The organism is Streptomyces sp. NPDC032745, assembly GCF_055579465.1.
On sequence record NZ_JBVING010000002.1, the window covers coordinates 244,601 to 264,404 of the forward strand.

Genomic DNA, 19,804 nt, shown 5'->3' on the forward strand with positions numbered 1-19,804 from the left:
CAGGCGGGGCCGACGGGCCTCGCAGGTCGCGCGCAGGCCGCTCAGAGCTGGGTGCGCAGTTCGGCCGCCAGGCTGCGGGCCCAGGACGCGAGCTCTTCGCGGTCCGTGCCCTGGCCCAGTACGTCGGCCTGCTCGTCGGAGAGCCGCGCCGGGCCCGGGTGTTCCAGCAGGAGGGACACCTCGGCCAGCAGTCCGGCCAGGCGGCGGGCGCCGGCGGCGCCGAGCCGTACCGATACCGCGGGGTCGATGACGGACATCGCCACCGCCTCCCTTCACGCCTCCTTGGGCGGGGGGCATCTCCTTCGACCGTACGCCGACGGCCGGGCGGCCGCCTGCCGCCCGGGCCGTCCGGCCGCACGTCCTCCGGGCCCGGTGCTCAGACCCCTTCGGCCAGGAAGCGCTCCACCCGGGCCGCGAACCACTGCGGGTCGTCCAGCCACGGGAAGTGCGCGCCGCCCGGCTGTACGTCGACGGCGCCGTGCGGGAAGAGCCCCGCGAGTTCGGCGGCAAGGGCAGAGGTGGGGTTGCTGTCCAGTTCCCCGGCCAGCACCAGCACCTCGCCGGCGACACGGCGCAGCCCGGCCCGGGTGGCGGGCGGGTCGAAGGCGCCGGGGCCCGCGTAGGCGGCGGCCGCCGCCGCGTTCTTCTCGCGGTCGCTCGCGTCGAGGTGGGCGCGCACCTCGTCGTCCCAGCGCCCGTACGCGAGGGGCATCGCCCGGCGCCAGTCCGCGGGGGTGGGGGTGCCACCGGCGGCCATGATCCCCAGGATCCGCTCGTAGGCGGCGATGGCCGTGTCGTAGGGCTCGCTGCCCGACCGCGCCCGGACCGTCTCCAGGCGCTGCTCCGGGGTCGAGTCGAGGTCCACGGCCCAGCAGGTCGGGGTGACCAGAACCAGGCGGCGCACCCGCTCGGGGTGGGCGGCCGCATACAGCTGCGCGAGGTTGCCGCCGGCCGAGTGGGCCAGCACGTCCATGCACTCCAGACCGAGGTGGACCCGGAGGGCCTCGACGTCGGCGACCTGGTGGTCGACCCGGTACGTGGACTCGTCCGCCGGTATCGCCGAGTCCCCCGTACCCCGCAGGTCGAGGAGGATCAGCCGGCGTCCGGCGGTCAGCCCGCCGAGGTCGCCCAGGTAGGCGGAGGCCCGCATGGCGCCACCCGGGAGACAGACGAGCGGCTCGCCCTCGCCCCGGACGTGGTAGGCGAGTTCGGTTCCGTCGTAGGTGTTGAAGATCGACATGAGCCCATCCCATCATGCGATCACTCGTTCGAGTCATTGATTTAGCCGCCGGGCTGGGGCAATCTACCGAATGATCGGTCGGTTGGCGCGGCTCTCGATGAGGTGACGGCATGACGGCGTATGCGGATGTCCACGACGACAGTGAGCGGCTGAGCAGCGACGAGCTCGCCGCGCTCCAGCTGAAGCGGCTGCGCACCACGCTGAGCCGCGCCTACGAGCGGGTGCCCCACTACCGGCAGGCGTTCGACAAGGCCGGCGTGCACCCCGATGACTGCCGCTCCCTCGCCGACCTCTCCCTCTTCCCCTTCACCACCAAGGCCGACCTGCGCGACCAGTACCCCTTCGGCATGTTCGCCGTGCCCCGCTCCGAGGTGCGGCGCATCCACGCCTCCAGCGGCACCACCGGCCGCCCCACCGTCGTCGGATACACCGACGGGGACCTCTCCACCTGGGCGGACGTCGTGGCCCGGTCCATCCGGGCGGCGGGCGGCAGACCGGGCCAGATCGTGCACATCGCGTACGGGTACGGCCTGTTCACCGGCGGGCTCGGCGCGCACTACGGCGCGGAGCGGCTCGGCTGTACGGTCGTCCCGGCGTCCGGCGGGATGACCGACCGCCAGGTCCGGCTGATCCAGGACTTCCGGCCGGAGGTGATCATGGTGACGCCCTCGTACATGCTCACGCTGCTGGACGAGATGGAGCGCCAGGGGATCGACCCGCGCAGCACCTCACTCCGTACGGGCATCTTCGGCGCGGAGCCGTGGACCGAGGAGATGCGCCGGGAGATCGAGCAGCGGCTCGACATCGACGCGGTGGACATATACGGCCTGTCCGAGGTGATCGGCCCGGGCGTGGCGCAGGAGTGCGTGGAGACCAAGGACGGCCTTCACATCTGGGAGGACCACTTCTACCCGGAGGTCGTCGACCCGTTCACCGGTGAGGTGCTGCCGGAGGGCGCGTCCGGGGAGCTGGTGTTCACCTCCCTCACCAAGGAGGCCATGCCGATCGTCCGCTACCGGACCCGCGACCTGACCCGGCTGCTGCCCGGCACGGCGCGGCCGGCCTTCCGGCGGATGGAGAAGATCACGGGCCGCAGCGACGACATGATCATCCTGCGCGGGGTGAACCTCTACCCGACGCAGATCGAGGAGATCCTGCTGCGCACGCCCGGCCTGGCCCCGCACTTCCAGCTGCGGCTGACCCGGGATGGCCGGATGGACGCCCTGACCGTGCGGGTGGAGGCGCGCCGGGAGGCGGATGCCGGTCAGCGGGAGTCCGCGGCCGCCGCCGTGGTCCGGGCGGTGAAGGAGGGCATCGGGGTCTCCGTGGGCGTCGAGGTGGTCGACCCGGAGACCTTGGAGCGCTCGGTGGGCAAGATCAAGCGGCTGGTGGACCTCCGCGAGGCGCAGTAGCCGACCCGGCAGGGTTGGACCCGGGGCGGGCCGAGCCCGGATCGCACCCCGAGACCACCCCTTCGGGCCTACTTCGGGGGAGCCTCCGGGAGCCGGCGGGTCCGTCCGGGTAGTCCATGAGGCGTGACCTCGATCTTCCGACAGCTCCACGACCGGCTCCAGGCCTCCCCGGCCGGGCTGGCGTGGAGCCGGGGGCGGGAGATGGAGCTGATGCACCGGGCCATGGGCTTCGCCGCCCTCGGCTTCCTGACCCTGGTGCCGCTGCTGGTGGTCGTGGCGGCCGCCGCTCCCGGCAGCGGCTCCGGCTTCGGCCGCTGGCTCGGCCAGGCCCTCGGGGTCACCGAGTCCTCGCGGGCCCGGGTCGAGATGCTGTTCGGCGCGGCCGACCTGGCGCTCGAGCGGACCACGGCCTTCGGGCTCGCGGCCCTCGCCGTCTTCGGCCTGACCTTCGGCTCGGCCGTGCAGACCGGGTACGAGAAGGTCTGGGACCTGCCCACCGCCCGCTGGCACACCATGTGGCGGCACGTCGTCTGGCTCGCCCTGCTGGTCTGCTACCTCGGGCTGCTCGTCGAGATCCCCGCGCCGTCCAACGACGCGCCCGGCACGATCCTCGGCACCACCGGCGACCTCATCGGCACCTGCGCGTTCTTCTGGGGCTCCCAGCGGCTGCTGCTCGGCGGCCGGGTCCGCTGGCGGGCCCTGCTGCCGGGGGCGGTGGCGACCAGCCTGGGCCTGCTCGGTCTGCGGGTCTTCTCCCAGCTGGTGTTCTCTCCGCTGATCGCGTCGAACGCCGTCACCTACGGCCCCTTCGGCACCCTGCTGGTCGTCCAGTCCTGGCTGGTCGGCGTCGGCTTCGTGGTCTACGGCGGCGCCCTGGTCGGCCGCCTGGTCCACGAACACCTCACCGTCCGCCGCCTCCAGGACACCGGGCTGCTGCCCGAGTGACGCCCGGCCCGGTCCAAGCGGCCTCGGGGAAGTGGGGTGCGGCGCGGAGGCGTGCCCCACTTCCCCGAGGCCGCATCAAAGCCCCTGCCGGTCCTCCCGCCCGAACCGGTCGCGGAGTTCACGCTTGAGGATCTTGCCGCTCGCGTTGCGCGGGAGGGCGTCCACGAACAGCACCCGCTTCGGGGCCTTGAAGCCGGCCAGCTTCTCCCGGGCGTACGCCAGCAGCTCCGCCTCCGTCACCTCGCCGCGCGGTACCACGACCGCCGTGACGGCCTCGATCCACCGCTCGTCGGGCAGGCCCACCACCGCCGCCTCGGCGACCCCCGGATGGGTGTACAGCGCGTCCTCGACCTGCCGGGAGGCCACCAGCACACCGCCCGAGTTGATGACGTCCTTCACCCGGTCGACGACCGTGAAGTAGCCCTGCGCATCGCGCACCGCGAGGTCCCCGGAGCGGAACCAGCCGTCCCGGAAGGCCTTCCTCGTCGCCTCCGGGTCGTTCCAGTACCCCAGGCAGAGCTGGGGCGACCGGTAGACCACCTCGCCCGCCGTGCCGTCCGGCACGTCCGCGCCGTCCTCGTCCACGACCTTCGCCTCGACGTGGCGGACCGGCCTGCCGCAGGAGTCCATCCGCCCCTCGTGTTCGTCCGGTCCGAGAACGGTGGCCAGCGGCCCGATCTCGCTCTGCCCGAAGCAGTTGTAGAAGCCGAGCCCGGGCAGCCGCGCCCGCAGCCGCTCCAGGACGGGCACCGGCATGATGGAGGCCCCGTAGTACGCCTTGCGCAGCGCGCCCAGCTCCCGCCGCCCGAAATCGGGGTGGTTGGCGAGGCCGATCCACACCGTGGGCGGCGCGAAGAGGCTGTCGGCCCGCCCCGACTCCACCAGGTCGAAGATCGCCTCCGCGACCGGCGCGTCCAGGATCGTGTTCTGCGCGCCCACCGCCAGGTACGGCAGCAGGAAGACGTGCATCTGCGCCGAGTGGTAGAGCGGCAGCGAGTGCACCGGCCGGTCCCCCTCGAACAGGTCCAGCGCCTCGATCGCGCTCTCGTACTCGTGGACCAGCGCCTCGTGCGTCATCATCGCGCCCTTGGGCAGCGCCGTGGTCCCCGATGTGTAGAGCAGCTGCACCACGGCGTGCGGGTCGTGCTCCGCCGCGAAGGGCAGCGGAGCGGCGAGCTCCGCCAGGAACGAGCCGGGCGCGTCGCGCAGCGCCCGTACGGCACGGCCCCCGGGGATCCGCGCGGCGAGGTCGGGGTCGGCGAGGACGAGCGCGCTCGTGCAGTCGTCCAGGATGTACGCGAGGTCCTCGCCGGTGAGGTTCTGGTTGACCGGGACGTGAGTGAGCCCGGCCCGGGCGCAGGCGAGGAAGGCGAGCAGGTAGGCGTCGGAGTTGTGGGCGAAGGTCGCGACCCGGTCGCCGGCGGCCAGCCCGTACCGCTCCCGCAGGACGGCGGCGCCGGTGGAGACGGCGGTGTCGAGCTCCGCGTACGTCCAGGTCCGGTCGCCGTAGCGGACGGCGATCCGGTCGGGGACCCGCAGCGCGCTGTCGCGCACCAGCCCGTCGACCGTGTTCCGCCGCACCGGGTCCCCGGCCTGCCCTGCCTGCACCGTCTGCGCTGCCGTCATGGCGGGATCCTCGTCTCCGCGTCCGGCCGGGGTCAAGAACCGGCACAACCGGGATACCGAACGGGATGTTGACAGATCATCAGGCTGCCTGCATGAGTGTGGGGGCACGCAAGCACCGCCTGTTCCACGGGCAACCACGCCCATCCGCAGGCTACTTGGGAGGCATGTTGCGCTTTCTGGATGGATACTGCCGCACCCGCCCGCTGCTCCGGCGCGCTGCGCTCACCGGCGCCGCCCTGCTCGCCGTCACGTCCGCGGTGCCGCAGGCCTCGGCCGCGACGGCCGCCGCCGGCCACGGGCCGTCCGGCGGCGGCCTGTCCGCCGTCATCCGGTACACCGAGAACGGCATCCCGCACATCCTGGCCCAGGACTACGCACACCTCGGCTTCGGTACCGGCTGGGCCCAGGCCGCCGACCAGATCTGTGTGCTCGCCGACGGGTTCGTGACCGTGGTCGGCGAGCGCTCGCGCTGGTTCGGCGCCGACGCGGCGCCCGACGGCTCCCTGTCCTCCGCGGCCAGGAACCTGTCCAGCGACCTGTACTTCAAGGGGGTGCGGGAATCCGGCACCGTCGAGAAGCTCCTCGCCGCACCCGCCCCGGCCGGCCCCACCCGGGACCTCAAGGAGCTGATGCGCGGCTGGGCCGCCGGGTACAACGCCTGGCTCGCCCAGAACAAGATCACCGACCCGGCCTGCAAGGGCGCCGCATGGGTGCGCCCGGTCACCGTCCTCGACGTGGCCTCCCGGGGCTTCGCCGTCTCCGTGCTCGGCGGCCAGGGGCGCGCCGTCGACGACATCGCCGCGGCGCAGCCGCCGGGCCGGGCGGCGTCAGGCGCCGCCGGCGCCCGTACGGAGCCCGCGGCCGACCCGGCGGCGGCCGCCGAGGCCGCCCGGGCCTTCTTCGACACGGGCCGCTACGACATGGGCTCCAACGCGGTGGCCTTCAGCGGCTCCACCACCGCGAGCGGCAGCGGCCTGCTGCTCGGGAACCCGCACTACCCCTGGCAGGGCGGCCGCCGGTTCTGGCAGTCGCAGCAGACCATACCCGGCGAGCTGAACGTCTCCGGCGGCTCCCTGCTGGGCACCGCCGTGGTCAACATCGGCTTCAACGAGAAGGTGGCCTGGAGCCACACCGTGGCCACCGGCACCCCCGTCAACCTGCACCAGCTCACCCTGGACCCGGCCGACCCGACCGCCTATCTGGTCGACGGCAAGCCGGAGAAGATGACGCAGCGGAAGGTCAGCGTCCAGGCGGCGGGCGGCGATCCGGTCACCCGCACCCAGTGGTGGACCCGCTACGGGCCCGTGGTCACCGGCCTCGGCCCGGGCCTGCCGCTGCCCTGGACGGCCGGCACGGCGTACGCCCTGAACGACCCGAACGCCGCGAACCTGCGCGGCTCCGACACCGCCCTCGCCATGGGCAAGGCCCACTCGGTCGCCGGGATCCAGGACGCGCTGAAGCGCACGCAGGGCCTGCCCTGGGTCAACACGGTCGCCGCGGACTCCGCCGGCCGCACGCTGTTCACCCAGTCCCAGGTGCTGCCACGGATCACCGACGAGCTCGCCGCCCGCTGCTCCACGCCGCTCGGCAGGGCAACGTACCCGGCGTCCGGGCTCGCGGTCCTCGACGGCGCGCGCGGCGACTGCGCGCTCGGCTCGGACCCGGACGCGGTGCAGCCCGGGGTGTTCGGCCCGGGGAAGGCACCGACGCTGCGCGACGCCCCGTACGCCGAGAACTCCAACGACAGCGCCTGGCTGGCCAATGCCGACCGGCCGCTGACCGGATACGAGCGGGTCTGGGGCAATGCGGGCACCCCGCGGTCGCTGCGCACCCGCGGCGCCGTCGAGGACGTGGCGGCGATGGCCGCGAAGGGCCGGCTGACCGTGGCCGATCTGCAGAAGCAGCAGTTCGCCGACCGGGTCCCGGCCGGCGACCTGGCGGCGGCAGACACGGCGAAGGCCTGCGCCGCCCTGCCCGGCGGCACGGCCACCGCGAGCGACGGCCGGTCGGTGGACGTCTCGGCGGCCTGCGCGGTGCTGGCGGGCTGGGACCGTACGGCCGACACCGGTAGCCGCGGCGCGCTGCTCTTCGACCGGTTCTGGCGCAAGCTGACGGCGGGTACGGCGGCCAAGGACCTGTGGCTGGTGCCGTTCTCGGCGGCCGATCCCGTCCGCACGCCCCGTACGCTCAACCAGGCGGCGCCCGGGATCGGGCGGGCGCTCGCGGACACGGTCGCCGAACTGACGGCGGCGGGCATCGCCCTGAACGCACCGCTCGGCGCGCACCAGTTCGTGGTGCGCGGCGGGCAGAAGCTTCCGGTGCCGGGCGGCACCGAGGCACTCGGCGTGTGGAACAAGATCGAGGCGCCGTGGAACGCGGCCGCCGGGGGCTACCCGGAGGTCGTGCACGGCTCCAGCCACATCCAGGCGGTCGGCTGGGACGGCGGCCACTGCCCGGTGGCGCGCACGCTGCTGACGTACGGCCAGTCCTCGAACCCGGCCTCGCCGCACTACGCCGACCAGACCCGGCTGTTCTCCCGGGAGCGGTGGGTGACCTCGAGGTTCTGCGAGCGGGACATCCTCACCTCGCCGCAGCTGAAGGTGGTCCGGCCGCGCGAGCGCCGCTGACCGCGCCGCGTACCCGGTGGGGTCGGTTCCTCCCGGCCCCGCCGGGGGTGCTCAGGGGCTGACGGCGAGGAACAGGTACGCGGCCAGCACCACGAGGTGCACGCCGCCCTGGAGCAGCGTCGCGCGGCCCGGCGCGATGGTGAGCGCGCTGACGACGACGGTCAGGGCCAGCAGCACCATGTGGATCGGCCCGAGGCCCAGCAGCAGCGGGCCGGAGAGCCAGACGGAGGCCAGCGCGATGGCGGGGATGGTCAGGCCGATGCTCGCGATGGCGGAGCCGTAGCCCAGGTTGAGGCTGGTCTGGACGCGGTCGCGGCGGGCGGCGCGGACGGCGGCGAGCGTCTCGGGGGCCAGCACCAGCAGGGCGATGATCACACCGACGACTGCGTTGGGCAGGCCCGCGCTGGCCACGCCCGCCTCGATGGTGGGCGAGACGGCCTTGGCGTCGCCGACCACGGCGACGAGCGCGACGAGCAGCAGGCCGAGGCTGACCAGGGCGGCGCGGGAGGTGGGCGGCTCCGCGTGCTCGCCGCCCTCTGCGTCTTCCGCGGCGGCGCCGTCTATCGCGTCGCCCGTACCGCCCGGATTCTTGGCCCGCGCCGCGGCGGCGGCCGCCCGGCGCCGGTCGGCCTCGGTGGCCACGGGCAGGAAGTAGTCCCGGTGGCGGACCGTCTGGACGGCGATGAACAGCCCGTACAGGGCGAGCGAGGCGACGGCGGCGAAGGCCAGCTGGGCGGTGGAGAACTCCGGTCCCGGCTTGCTGGTGGTGAACGTCGGCAGGACCAGGCTGAGGACGGCCAGGGTCGCCACGGTGGCCAGGGCCGCGCCGGAGCCCTCGGCGTTGAAGACGGCGACCCGGTTGCGCAGGGCGCCCACCAGCAGGGACAGGCCGACGATGCCGTTGCAGGTGATCATGACGGCGGCGAAGACGGTGTCCCTGGCGAGGGAGGCGGTCTTGTCGCCGCCATCGGCCATCAGGGTGACGATGAGGGCCACTTCGATGACGGTGACGGCCACGGCCAGGACGAGCGAGCCGAAGGGTTCACCCACGCGGAGTGCGACGACCTCGGCATGGTGGACGGCCGCCAGCACGGCGCCCCCGAGGCACAGGGCGACGAGGGCCACGACGAACCCGGGCAGATCGCGCCCCCAGCTGAAGACGAGCGCCAGGAGCGCGACCACGGGGACCACGACGGTCCAGTCGGTGACGGGGGACTTGTGTGCTGCCGTACTCATGCCCCCAACCTGCCACGAACGGGATGTTCAGGGCGAACGGGACCAAACGCTTCCTTTCGGTTCCCGCAGGTGGGCGCGCCGGCTGCGGGCGCCCGTGACGGGACCCGCGGCCGGCGCAACCCCGACCGGACTACCAGAAGATGACGGCGTACCCGTCGCCGCTGCCGCCGATCGACGAACCGCCGTCGCCGCCCGACACGGCGCCACTGCCACCGCCGGCCGCGCCGAACCCGCCGAGGCCCGCGGAGTCGGGCAGGCCGATGATGCCGTCCGCGACACCACCGCCGCTGCCGCCGAGCCCGCCCGGGTCCCCGGGCCGGGTCACACCGCCGGTACGGCAGGTGGCGGTGCCGCCGGTGCCGGGCGTACCGTCCGCTCCGTCGACGGTGGTCCCGCCACCGCCGCCGCCACCGCCACCACCGCCGCCTGCGGTGACCAGGACGTCTCCGCCGGGCGAGGCCAGGGTGGTGGCGCTGCCCGCAGTGCCCGGGTTGCCGGCGGCGCCGGGGCCTCCGCCCGTGCCACCGGCGCCACCGGTACCGCCCGTGCCGCCGTCGCCGACGACGACCACGTACGACTGCCCCGGCTTCACCGGGACGCTGCACCAGGCGAGGCCCCCGCCACCGCCGCCGCCACCGGTGCCGCCGGAACCGACGTTGCTGCCGCTGCCGCCGCCACCGCCACCGGCGCCGCCGCCACCGGCGCCCCAGGCCTGGACGAACACCGAGGTCACGCCCGGCGGGGGTACGAAGGTCCCGTTGTTGGTGTACTCCTGCACGCCGTGCAGCGGGGCTTTCCGCTTCGGCTTCGGCTTCGGCTTCGACCCCTCGCCCCCGGGCGGCGGGCCGTCCTCGTGGCGGGGGTCTTCGCCTCGGGAGGGCTCGTCGTGGCCCGGCGGCGGGTCCATCAGCTTCCTGGCGGCGTCCATCGCGTCGGCCGCGCGGGCTCCGTCCGCCTGGGCCAGCGGGGACATGACCAGCAGCTGGCCGGTGACGGCCGCCGCCGTGAGGGCCGCGACGGCCAGGGCCCGGCGCCGGGAGCGGCGGGAGGTGGTACTCGCGTTCATGGTTTCCTTACATCCCCCGGGCCGCGTACGGCCGGAGGAGTGCGGTGAGGTTCCAGGGAATCGGACCGGGCTGGTCCGCCGCCCATCTCACCGATCTCCGTGCCCGCGCCCGCCGAGGCACGGCCGACCGTTAGCCCGGCCGGCCCGAAGGGTTGCGCTGCTCAGCCTACGGCGGGGCCCCCGGCAGGAGGCCCCGTGCGCGCACGCAGGTCACATCGCGCGCTCGCGGCCCTCCCAGTACGGATCGCGCAGGCGGCGCTTGTACAGCTTGCCGTTCGGGTCGCGCGGCATGACCTCGATGAAGTCGACCGACTTGGGCCGCTTGAAGCCGGCCAGCTGCCGCTCGCAGTGGTGCAGGATCTCCGCGGCGAGGGCGTCGCCGGCCACGAAGCCCTCGGCCGGTTCGATGACCGCCTTCACCTCCTCGCCCCAGTCGGCGTGCGGGATCCCGAACGCGGCGGCGTCGGCGACCGCCGGATGGGTGAGCAGGGCCGACTCGATCTCGGCCGGATAGATGTTCACGCCGCCCGAGATGATCATGTCGATCTTGCGGTCGCGCAGGAAGAGGTACCCCTCCTCGTCCATCAGCCCGAGGTCGCCCACCGTGAAGAAGTCTCCGATGCGGTTCTTCCTCGTCTTGCCCTCGTCCTTGTGGTAGCTGAAGCCGCCGGTGTTCATCTTCAGGTAGACGGTGCCGAGTTCGCCGGGCGGCAGCCGGTTGCCTTCGTCGTCGAAGATGGCGAGCTCGCTGATCGGCCAGGCCTTGCCGACCGTTCCGGGCTTCTTCAGCCAGTCCGCGGCGGTGGCGAACGCGCCGCCGCCCTCGCTGGCCGCGTAGTACTCCTCCACGCACGTGCCCCACCAGTCGATCATCGCCCGTTTGACGTGGTCCGGGCAGGGCGCGGCCCCGTGGATCGCGTGCCGCATCGAGGAGACGTCGTACGCGTCCTTCGTCTCCTGCGGGAGGGCGAGCAGCCGGTGGAACTGCGTCGGGACCATGTGGGTGTGCGTGCACGCGTGGCCGTCGATGAGCCGCAGCATCTCCTCGGGGGTCCAGCGGTCCATCAGGACCAGCGGGTGCCCGATGTGCAGTGCGGCGCCCGCGAATTGGAGGACGGCGGTGTGGTAGAGCGGCGAGCACACCAGGTGCACGTTGCCGTCGAACGGGCGGATGCCGAAGATCCCGAGGAAGCCCCCGAGGTACGTCTCCTCCGGGAGCCTGCCGGGCAGCGGGCGGCGGATGCCGCGCGGGCGCCCGGTGGTGCCGGAGGTGTAGTTCATGACCCAGCCGAGGGTGCGTTCGCCGGGCGGCGTTGCGGGCTGTCCGCCGAGGAGCTGGGCGTACGGCCGGAAGCCGGCGACCGGTCCGACCGCGTAGCGGTGGCTCGCGGGCAGGCCCGCCTCGTCGGCCGCGGCGGTGGCGGCGTCGGCGAAGCGCTCGTGGGCGATGAGGACCTTGGCGCCGGAGTCGGAGACGATCCAGGCGATCTCGGGGCCGACGAGGTGGTGGTTGACCGGGACGAGGTAGAACCCGGCCTGGGAGGCGGCGAGGTAGGCGGTGAGGAACTCGACGCCGTTGGGGAGGACGACGGCGAAGACGTCGCCCTTCTCCAGGCCGGCGGCGCGCAGTCCGTGGACGAGGCGGTTCACGTCGGCGTGCAGCCGCCCGGCGCTCCACTCCTCTCCCTCGGGGGTGACGAGGACGGTGCGCCCGGGGTCGGCGGCAGCCTGGGCCCAGAAACCTCCCCCGGACTTCGTCCGGGGGGACCCCCAGGGCTGGTCACTCATGCTGATCACACCTCTCCGACGCGGCCGGCGATACGGTTGATGCGGTCGATGGCGCGCTCGAAGCCACTGGTGAGCTCGTCGAAGACGGCCTGGACGCTGCGTTCGGAGTTCATCCGGCCGACGATCTGGCCCACGGGCGTGCCGAGCAGGGGCTGGACCTCGTACTTCTGGATCCGGGAGACGGCCTCGGCGACCAGCAGGCCCTGCAGGGGCATCGGCAGCGCGCCGGGGCCGTCCGGGTCGTCCCAGGCGTCGGTCCACTCGGTGCGGAGCTGGCGGGCGGGCTTGCCGGTGAGGGCGCGGGAGCGGACGGTGTCGCCGGAGCCGGCGGCCAGGAGCTTCTCGGTGAGCGCGCGGGAGTGCAGGTCCGCCTCGGTGGTGGTGAGCCAGAGGGAGCCGAGCCAGGCACCCTGGGCGCCGAGGGCCAGGCCGGCGGCGATCTGCTCGCCGCTGCCGATGCCGCCCGCGGCGAGGACGGGGAGCGGGGCGACGGCCTCGGCGATCTCGGGGACCAGGACCATGGTGGCGATGTCGCCGGTGTGGCCGCCGGCCTCGTAGCCCTGGGCGACGACGATGTCGATGCCCGCTTCGGCGTGGCGGCGGGCGTGCTTGGCGCTGCCGGCGAGGGCGGCGACGAGGACGCCGTGGTCGTGGGCGCGCGCGATGACGTCGGCGGGCGGGGAACCGAGGGCGTTCGCCAGGAGTTTGATGGGGTAGTCGAAGGCGACGTCCAGCTGGCCCCGCGCGACCTGCTCCATCCAGCCGGTGATCCGCCAGCCGGAGGCCTCTCCCTCGGCGAGCTCGGGGACGTGGTGCTTGGCCAGGGTGTCGCGCACGAACTCGCGGTGGCCGGCCGGGATCATCGCCTCGATGTCGGCCTCGCTGATGCCGTCGACGGCCTTCTTGGCGGGCATGACGACGTCGAGGCCGTACGGCTTGCCGTCGGTGTGCTCCTGCATCCAGTCGAGGTCGCGTTTGAGGTCGTCGGGGGCGGTGTAGCGGACGGCGCCGAGGACGCCGAATCCACCCGCGCGGGTGATGGCCGCGGCGACCGCCGGGAAGGGCGTGAAGCCGAAGATGGCGTGCTCGACTCCCAGTTTCTTGCTCAGCTCCGTCTCCATGGGCGGCAGCATGCCGCAGCTCGGCGGCCGAGGGAAGAGGTTTCCTGATGCATCGTCAGATTCTTTACGGGCCGGTCGGTGCGGGGCCCGCCGTGCCGGCGGGCAGATACTTCGAGAAGCCGATCCGGCGAACAGGAGGCCGCTGATGGAGGAGCACACGGGGGACGAAGAAGCGCGCCGCAGGGGCCCGGGCGGGCCACAAGCGCCGGGCGCGGCGGGGGGCGGGGTGAGCCGGCGGCGCCTCGGAGCGCGGCTGTTGGCCCTCGGCGGGGTGCTCGTCCTGCATGCCGCGCTGCCCGGGGCCGCGGGGGCCGCGGGCAACCCGGCCGAGCGGCGGGCACTCCAGGGGCTGCGCCTGCGGTACGGCTCCGCGCGCCAGGCGGGACTCGTCGAGAAGCACCTGGAGGCTGCGGCCGACGAGGCCCGGCGGTTCCTCGGCCCCTCCCCCGAACACCCTTACTACGCCGGGGTCGTGGTGCTCGCCGGCCGGGGCCGCACGATCGCCCTGCACCGCGCGATGGGCGAGGCGGTCCGGTACGCGGACTACGACGCCCGCACCGACCGGGTCCGGGAGTTCCCGGCGGCGCAGCGCATCCCGGTGGCCGAGGACACCGTCTTCGACCTGGCGTCGCTGACCAAGCTGTTCACCTCGCTCCTGGCCGTGCAGCAGATGGAGCGCGGGCAACTGGAGCTGGAGGCTCCGGTGGACCGGTACCTGCCCGAGTTCACCGGCGGCGGCAAAGAGCTGATCACGGTCCGCCAGTTGCTCACGCACACCTCGGGGCTGCGCTCCTGGGCGCCGTTCTACCAGCAGTCCACGCGCGAGGGGCAGCTGAGGATGCTGTGGTCCGTGCGCCCGCAGGAGGCCCCCGGGACGGTGTACCGGTACTCGGACCTGAACCTGATAGCGCTGCAGCTGCTCCTGGAACGGATCACCGGTCACACTCTGGATCTGCTGCTCCACGACGAGATCACCGCTCCGCTCGGGATGCACCGCACTCGTTACAACCCGCCGCTCTCCTGGCGGCGGGTCACCGCCGCCACGGAGGTGCAGCGGCCGCCCTGGTCGGGCCTGGACCGCGGGCTGGTCTGGGGCGAGGTCCACGACGAGAACGCGTACGCCCTCGGCGGCGTCGCCGGCCACGCCGGCGTCTTCGGCACTGCCTGGGACCTGGCCGTCCTCGCCCGCACCCTCCTCGACGGCGGCGTCTACGCCGGCAAGCGCATCCTGCGCCCCGCTTCCGTGGAGCTGCTCTTCACCGACTTCAACACCGCGTTCCCCGGCGACGACCACGGCCTCGGCTTCGAGCTCTACCAGCACTGGTACATGGGGGCCATGGCCACCCCGCACTCCGCCGGCCACACCGGCTTCACCGGCACCTCCCTGGTCCTGGACCCCTCCACCGACTCCTTCCTGATCCTGCTCGGCAACTCCGTCCACCCCGTACGCACCTGGCGGGCCGGCAGCGCACCGCGGGTCGCGGTCGGCAACCGCTTCGCCCGCGCCGTCCCGGTCCGTACGAAGCACGGCGGCCCCGCCTGGTACTCCGGCATGGAGACCGGCGGGTCCGGCACGCTCACCCTGCCCCCGCTGACCCCGGCCACGGCCGCCGCCCGGCTGCGGTGCGCCGTGTGGTGGGACACCGTGCCCGGCGAGGGCGTCCTCCACCTGGAGGCCTCCGCCGACGGGGAGACCTGGGAGCCGCTGCCCTTCACCACCCTGCGGTCCACGGGCGGCTCCCCCGAGCAGTGGCCGCAGGGCAGTGTCGGCGGCTGGTCCGGCCGCATCTGGCACCGCCTCGAGGCCCCGCTCACCGCATGGGAGGGGCGCCGGGTGCACCTGCGATTCCGCCACACCGCGACCGGCCGCTACGTCGGCCGCGGGGTGTACGTGGACGTCGTACGCGTGGCGGAACCGGCCCGCCTCCTCTTCGCGGAGGACCGCCCCGCCGACGCCTCCCGCATCGAGGCCGCCGGCTGGACCCGCTCGACGGACTGAGCGGCCTCGGGGAAGAGGGGTGCGATTGCGCGGGCCGCGCCGTCACCGGCCCGGCCCGCCTCGCCCGCGAGGACGTCAGGCGTGGCGGACCAGGCAGAAGGGGTGGCCCGCCGGGTCCGCGTAGACGCGCCAGCCGTCGGGGCCGGCATCGGCGCGGGCGTCCAGCAGTGTCGCACCGCAGGCCAGCACCTGCTCCTGCGCCCGGTCCAGGTCCGGCACGCCGAAGTCCAGGTGGAACTGCTGGGGGTGGGCGGGGTCGGGCCAGCGCGGCGGCCGGTGGTCCGCCACCCGCTGGAACGCGAGCACGAGACCCGACGGGGCGTGCAGGGTCGCCCATTCCTCGTCGACCGACCACCGCGGGTCCGGCTGGTTGACGGTTCCACCCAGTACCGCCCGATAGAACTCGGCAAGCCGCAGCGGATCGGGGCAGTCCAACACCACACACTGGAGTTCGGCGATCACGGCTCGATCCTAGGGGGTGTCGTGCCGATCAGGCGGACGGCATAAATCCCGTGCCCGAAGCCGTTGACGTTCGTTGAGTTTCGTTGACCGTTCAACCCCCGTACGCAGCTCGACAGCGAAAGCAGGTACAGGCAATGGCGACCACCGACATCGACTGGGACCACCCGAAGGACCCCAAGCAGGGCACCTGGCAGCTCGACCACGTCAAGCAGTACGTCGCATCGAACGGGGCCGAGGGCCACCACTGGAACGGCACCCAGACCCTCCTGCTCACCACCGTGGGACGGGTCTCCGGCAACCCGGTGCGGACCCCGCTCATCTACGGCGAGGCCGACGGCCGCTACCTCGTCGTCGCCTCCAAGGGCGGCGACCCCGAGCACCCGCTCTGGTACAAGAACCTGACGGCCCACCCCGAGGTCCGCGTCCAGGTCGGCCCGAAGGTCCTTCAGGGCACGGCCCGCACGGCGACCCCCGGGGAACGCGCCGCGTACTGGCCCGTGATGGTGAAGCACTGGCCCGCGTACGACGAGTACCAGACCAAGACCGACCGCGAGATCCCGATCGTCGTCATCGAGCCGGCCGGCCCCACCGCGTAACGGCGGTCAGTGCCCCAGCACCGCCATCGCCGCATTGTGGCCGGGGACCCCGCTGACGCCGCCTCCGCGCACGGCGCCCGCGCCGCACAGCAGGACGTTGGCGTACGGGGTCCCCACCCCCCAGCGGCCTGCCGCGCCCTGATCTTCCGCGTACGGCCAGGACAGGTCCCGGTGGAAGATGTGCCCGCCGGGCAGCCGCAGTTCGCGCTCCAGGTCCAGCGGGGTCTTGGCCTCGATGCACGGCCGCCCGTCCGCGTCGAAGGCCAGGCAGTCGGTGATCGGCTCGGACAGGTGCGCGTCCAGCTGCGCGAGCGTGCCCGTCAGCAGCACCTCGCGCACCCCCTGGTTGTCCTTCCCGAACAGCCGGGCCGGGGTATGCAGACCGAAGAGGGTGAGCGTCTGGTACCCCTGCGCCACGAGCTCAGGCCCGAGGATCGAGGGGTCGGTCAGCGAGTGGCAGTAGATCTCCGAGGGCGGAACGGACGGCAGTTCCCCGGTGGCGGCCTCGGCGTAGGCCCGCGCCAGCTCCGCGTACCCCTCGGCGATGTGGAACGTGCCGCCGAAGGCCTCTCGCGGGTCCACCGAGGTGTCCCGCAGCTGTGGCAGCCGCCGCAGCAGCATGTTGACCTTGAGCTGCGCCCCCTCGGGAGCTCCCTCGGGAGCCCGCCCGGGAGCCGCCGCCGCCTCGCCCAACAGCTCGCCCAAGGCCCGCGGCGAGGCGTTGACCAGCACCGTCCGTCCGACGACCCGTCCCTCGCCGGTCGCCGTACGGAAGGTCACCTCGGCCGGCGCCCGCCCGTCCGTCTCGATCCGGAGCACCTCGTGCCCGGTCGCGATCTCGGCCCCGGCCGCCCGGGCCGCCGCCGCCAGGGCGTCGGTGAGCGCGCCCATCCCGCCGACCGGAACGTCCCAGTCCCCCGTCCCGCCGCCGATGACGTGGTACAGGAAGCAGCGGTTCTGCGCGAGCGAGCCGTCGTGCGCGTCCGCGAAGGTGCCGATCAGGGCGTCCGTGAGCACCACGCCCCGGACCAGGTCATCGGCGAAGTGCTCCTCGACGGCCCGCCCGAGCGGCTCCTCGAACAGCATCCGCCAGGCCGCCTCGTCGTCGATCCGGGCCCGCAGCTCCGCCCGCGTGGGCAGCGGCTCGGTCAGCGTCGGGAACACCTTCTCGGCGAGCCGCCCGGTCCTCCCGTAGAAGGCGCGCCAGCTCTCGTACTCGCGCTCCGAGCCGGTCAGCCGCGCGAAGGACTCCCGGGTGCGCGACTCGCCGCCGCCGACGAGCAGCCCGCCGGGCCGGCCGTCGCGCTCGAAGGGCGTGTACGAGGAGACCGTGCGCTTGCGGACCGCGAAGTTCAGCCCGAGGTCGCGCACGATCTTCGCCGGGAGCAGGGACACGAGGTACGAGTACCGCGAGAGCCGGGCGTCGACCCCGGCGAAGGGGCGGGTGGAGATCGCGGCTCCGCCGGTGTTCCCGAGCCGCTCCAGGACCAGCACCGAACGGCCCGCCCGGGCCAGGTACGCGGCGGCGACCAGTCCGTTGTGCCCGCCGCCCACGATCACGTCGTCGTATACATCGTGCCCGAAGCTCGTCATGGCTCTTGGTAACACACCTGACCGAGCCGCTCCAGACAGTGCGCCTCGTCGGCGTGGGCCGCCACCGTGTCCGGATGGTCGTCGCCGAGGGAGCGCTCGCGGATGCCCGAGAGCTCCCGGTAGACGGGCAGGGCCTCGTCCCAGCGGCCCAGCCGGCCGAGCCCGACGGCGAGTTCGCGGCGGCTGACGAGGGTGTCCGGGTGCTCGGCGCCGAGTGCCCTGGCGCGGGCCGCGGCGACCTGCCGGGCCTCGGCCACCGCCTCCTCCCAGCGATCCAGCCGGCCCAGGTTGACGCCGAGGACGTGCCGGGCGCGGAGCGTCTCGGGGTCCGCGGCCCCATACGCCCGGGTGCGGTCGCGGACCAGGCCCCGGAACAGGTCCAGGGCCTGGGCGGCGTGCCCGGTCCGGCCGAGCGCGATGCCGACCTCGTAGCGGGCGGCGAGGGTGTCGGGATGGTCCCGGCCCAGCACCCGTTCCCGTACGGCGGCGACCTGGCGGAACCCGTCCAGGGCCTCCTGCCAGCGCTCCAGGCGGCCCAGCGCGTACGCGGCCTCGTACCGGGTCAGCAGCGTGTCCGCGTGCTCGGCGCCCAGCACGGCCGCCCGGTCGGCGGCGACCTCGGCGGCGGTGCGGTGGGCGTCCGCGAACCGGCCCAGCGCGCCGAGCGCGCAGGCGAGGTTGTGGCGGCAGCGCAGCGTGTCGGGATGGAGCGGGCCCGTGCTGCGCTCCCGGGCGACGAGCACCGCACGGTAGACGTCGTGGGCCTCGCGGTGGCGTCCGAGCCGGCCCAGTTCGTACGCCGCCTCCTGGCGCGCCGCGAGGGTGTCGGGGTGGTCGGCGCCGAGCGCCCGGGTGCGCCCCTCGGCGACGGCTTCGTAGGCGGCCAGGGCCTCCTCGGGCCGGCCCGCGCGGCTGAGGGCGAAGGCACGGGTGTGGCCGGCGGCGAGCGCGTCCGGGCCTGCTCCGTCCAGGCCGGTCCCGTCGGAGCCGAAGGCGTACGGGACCCCGTACGGGGCGGTGAGCCGCGGGTCCTCGGCGGCGGCGGGGCGCAGGATCCGGTGTTCGCCGCTGGGGCGCCCGGCGGTCCAGGAGCCGGTGAGCACGGCCCATGCGCCGCTCGCGGGGCGGGCGTCGATGCCCGCCTTGCGGCCGGCGGTCATACCGTGGGCCCAGCCGGGCAGCGGGGCCTGGGCACCGGGCAGGCCGCCGGGGCCGAGACGGTCCTCGACGAGCCGGCGGTGCAGGTGGCGGGCGTCGCCGGGGCGGTCCTCGGGGCGCTTGGCCAGCAGGTCCAGGACCACCTGCTCGAAGTATTCGGGCAGCTCGGGGCGGTGCTCGCGGAGCGGCACGGGCGCGTTGTCGCGGTGGCCGACCAGCACCGACCAGGAGTCGCCGAGGTCGAAGGGCGGGGCGCCGGTGGCGATCTCGTACAGGACGCAGCCGAGGGAGTACAGGTCGCTGCGGTGGTCGACCTCGCCGCCCGCGATCTGCTCGGGCGACATGTAGTGCGGGGTGCCCATGGCCATGGCGCCGCCGGTGAGTTTGGCGGTGAAGCCGATGTCGTGGGCGAGGCGGGCGATGCCGAAGTCGCAGATCTTCACCGTGCCGTCGGTGAGCCGCATGATGTTGGCCGGTTTCAGATCGCGGTGGACGACGCCCTGGTCGTGGGTGTAGCCGAGGGCGGCGGCCAGCTGCTCCGCGATGTCGACGACCACGTCCACGGGGAGCGGGCGCGTCTCGTTGTCCTCCAGGAGCTGGCTCAGGTTGCGGCCGTCGAGGAGTTCCATGACGAGGTAGAGCGGGCCGCCCGCGGCGCTGTCGTCGCCGAAGTCGTGGACGACGGTGACGCCGCGGTGCTGGAGGGAGGCGGCTACGCGCGCCTCGCGGCGGAAGCGTTCGCGCAGGACCTGGGTGAAGTGGTTGTCCTGCTCGGGCCCGAGCGGCTTGAGGCATTTCACTGCGACCTGCCGGCCGAGCGACTCGTCCCGGGCGCGCCACACCTCGCCCATGCCGCCGCGCCCGATCAGATCGAGCGACCGGTAACGGCCCTGGATCAGTCTGGACTCCGCCATGTCTTAAAGCCGCCCCCGTTG

General features: G+C 73.8%; 15 protein-coding genes. 5 read left to right on the forward strand and 10 right to left on the reverse strand.

Annotated elements, in window-relative coordinates:
- Positions 1–41: 41 nt before the first annotated feature.
- Positions 42–257 (reverse strand): hypothetical protein, encoded by a 216-nt coding sequence (locus tag ACZ5WG_RS05470; protein WP_468720843.1) that lies wholly within the window; start codon positions 255–257, stop codon positions 42–44.
- Positions 258–376: 119 nt separating this feature from the next.
- The gene (locus tag ACZ5WG_RS05475) at positions 377–1,240 is read right to left on the reverse strand and encodes an alpha/beta fold hydrolase (RefSeq protein WP_468720844.1); all 864 of its coding nucleotides are present in this window, start codon (positions 1,238–1,240) and stop codon (positions 377–379) included.
- 110 nt (positions 1,241–1,350) lie between these two features.
- Here ACZ5WG_RS05475 and paaK point away from each other — a divergent pair, with 110 nt between their 5' ends.
- Both paaK and ACZ5WG_RS05485 read left to right on the forward strand, forming a co-directional pair.
- Complete coding sequence (gene paaK / locus ACZ5WG_RS05480; RefSeq protein WP_468720845.1) at positions 1,351–2,652, forward strand: phenylacetate--CoA ligase PaaK; 1,302 nt, start codon at positions 1,351–1,353, stop codon at positions 2,650–2,652.
- A gap of 123 nt (positions 2,653–2,775) precedes the next feature.
- Entirely contained in the window at positions 2,776–3,597 is an 822-nt protein-coding gene (locus tag ACZ5WG_RS05485; RefSeq protein WP_468720846.1) for a YhjD/YihY/BrkB family envelope integrity protein, read from the forward strand.
- A 75-nt stretch (positions 3,598–3,672) separates the two neighbouring features.
- Here the strand turns inward: ACZ5WG_RS05485 and ACZ5WG_RS05490 are convergent, their stop codons facing one another.
- Positions 3,673–5,223, reverse strand: a complete 1,551-nt coding sequence (locus ACZ5WG_RS05490; RefSeq protein WP_468720848.1) for a fatty acyl-CoA synthetase — start codon at positions 5,221–5,223, stop codon at positions 3,673–3,675.
- 164 nt (positions 5,224–5,387) lie between these two features.
- Here ACZ5WG_RS05490 and ACZ5WG_RS05495 point away from each other — a divergent pair, with 164 nt between their 5' ends.
- Positions 5,388–7,850: a penicillin acylase family protein gene (locus ACZ5WG_RS05495; RefSeq protein ID WP_468720849.1), complete on the forward strand. Its 2,463-nt coding sequence runs from the start codon at positions 5,388–5,390 to the stop codon at positions 7,848–7,850.
- Between the two features lie 51 nt (positions 7,851–7,901).
- Here ACZ5WG_RS05495 and ACZ5WG_RS05500 read toward each other — a convergent pair whose 3' ends face one another.
- The 4 genes from ACZ5WG_RS05500 to ACZ5WG_RS05515 all read right to left on the reverse strand — a co-directional run bounded on the left by ACZ5WG_RS05500 (position 7,902) and on the right by ACZ5WG_RS05515 (position 13,061).
- Positions 7,902–9,086 carry a calcium:cation antiporter gene (locus ACZ5WG_RS05500; RefSeq protein WP_468720850.1) on the reverse strand — a complete coding sequence of 395 codons (1,185 nt, stop codon included), beginning with the start codon at positions 9,084–9,086 and terminating at the stop codon, positions 7,902–7,904.
- A 130-nt stretch (positions 9,087–9,216) separates the two neighbouring features.
- Positions 9,217–10,152 carry a hypothetical protein gene (locus ACZ5WG_RS05505; protein WP_468720852.1) on the reverse strand — a complete coding sequence of 312 codons (936 nt, stop codon included), beginning with the start codon at positions 10,150–10,152 and terminating at the stop codon, positions 9,217–9,219.
- A 210-nt stretch (positions 10,153–10,362) separates the two neighbouring features.
- Positions 10,363–11,940 (reverse strand): acyl-CoA synthetase, encoded by a 1,578-nt coding sequence (locus ACZ5WG_RS05510; RefSeq protein WP_468720853.1) that lies wholly within the window; start codon positions 11,938–11,940, stop codon positions 10,363–10,365.
- A 5-nt stretch (positions 11,941–11,945) separates the two neighbouring features.
- Positions 11,946–13,061, reverse strand: coding sequence for an NAD(P)H-dependent flavin oxidoreductase (locus tag ACZ5WG_RS05515; RefSeq protein ID WP_468720854.1), 1,116 nt, complete (start codon positions 13,059–13,061; stop codon positions 11,946–11,948).
- A gap of 145 nt (positions 13,062–13,206) precedes the next feature.
- Between ACZ5WG_RS05515 and ACZ5WG_RS05520 the strand changes: the two genes are divergently transcribed.
- Positions 13,207–15,060 (forward strand): serine hydrolase domain-containing protein, encoded by a 1,854-nt coding sequence (locus ACZ5WG_RS05520; RefSeq protein WP_468720856.1) that lies wholly within the window; start codon positions 13,207–13,209, stop codon positions 15,058–15,060.
- A 75-nt stretch (positions 15,061–15,135) separates the two neighbouring features.
- Here the strand turns inward: ACZ5WG_RS05520 and ACZ5WG_RS05525 are convergent, their stop codons facing one another.
- On the reverse strand, positions 15,136–15,522 hold the full coding sequence (locus tag ACZ5WG_RS05525) for a VOC family protein (RefSeq protein WP_468720858.1): 387 nt from the start codon (positions 15,520–15,522) through the stop codon (positions 15,136–15,138).
- Positions 15,523–15,656: 134 nt separating this feature from the next.
- Here ACZ5WG_RS05525 and ACZ5WG_RS05530 point away from each other — a divergent pair, with 134 nt between their 5' ends.
- Positions 15,657–16,118, forward strand: coding sequence for a nitroreductase family deazaflavin-dependent oxidoreductase (locus ACZ5WG_RS05530; protein ID WP_468720859.1), 462 nt, complete (start codon positions 15,657–15,659; stop codon positions 16,116–16,118).
- Between the two features lie 6 nt (positions 16,119–16,124).
- Here the strand turns inward: ACZ5WG_RS05530 and ACZ5WG_RS05535 are convergent, their stop codons facing one another.
- Both ACZ5WG_RS05535 and ACZ5WG_RS05540 read right to left on the reverse strand, forming a co-directional pair.
- Entirely contained in the window at positions 16,125–17,711 is a 1,587-nt protein-coding gene (locus ACZ5WG_RS05535) for a phytoene desaturase family protein (protein WP_468720861.1), read from the reverse strand.
- The gene (locus tag ACZ5WG_RS05540; protein ID WP_468720863.1) at positions 17,708–19,783 is read right to left on the reverse strand and encodes a serine/threonine-protein kinase; all 2,076 of its coding nucleotides are present in this window, start codon (positions 19,781–19,783) and stop codon (positions 17,708–17,710) included. Before ACZ5WG_RS05540 ends, ACZ5WG_RS05535 begins: the two co-directional genes overlap by 4 nt.
- Between the last annotated feature and the right edge of the window lie 21 nt (positions 19,784–19,804).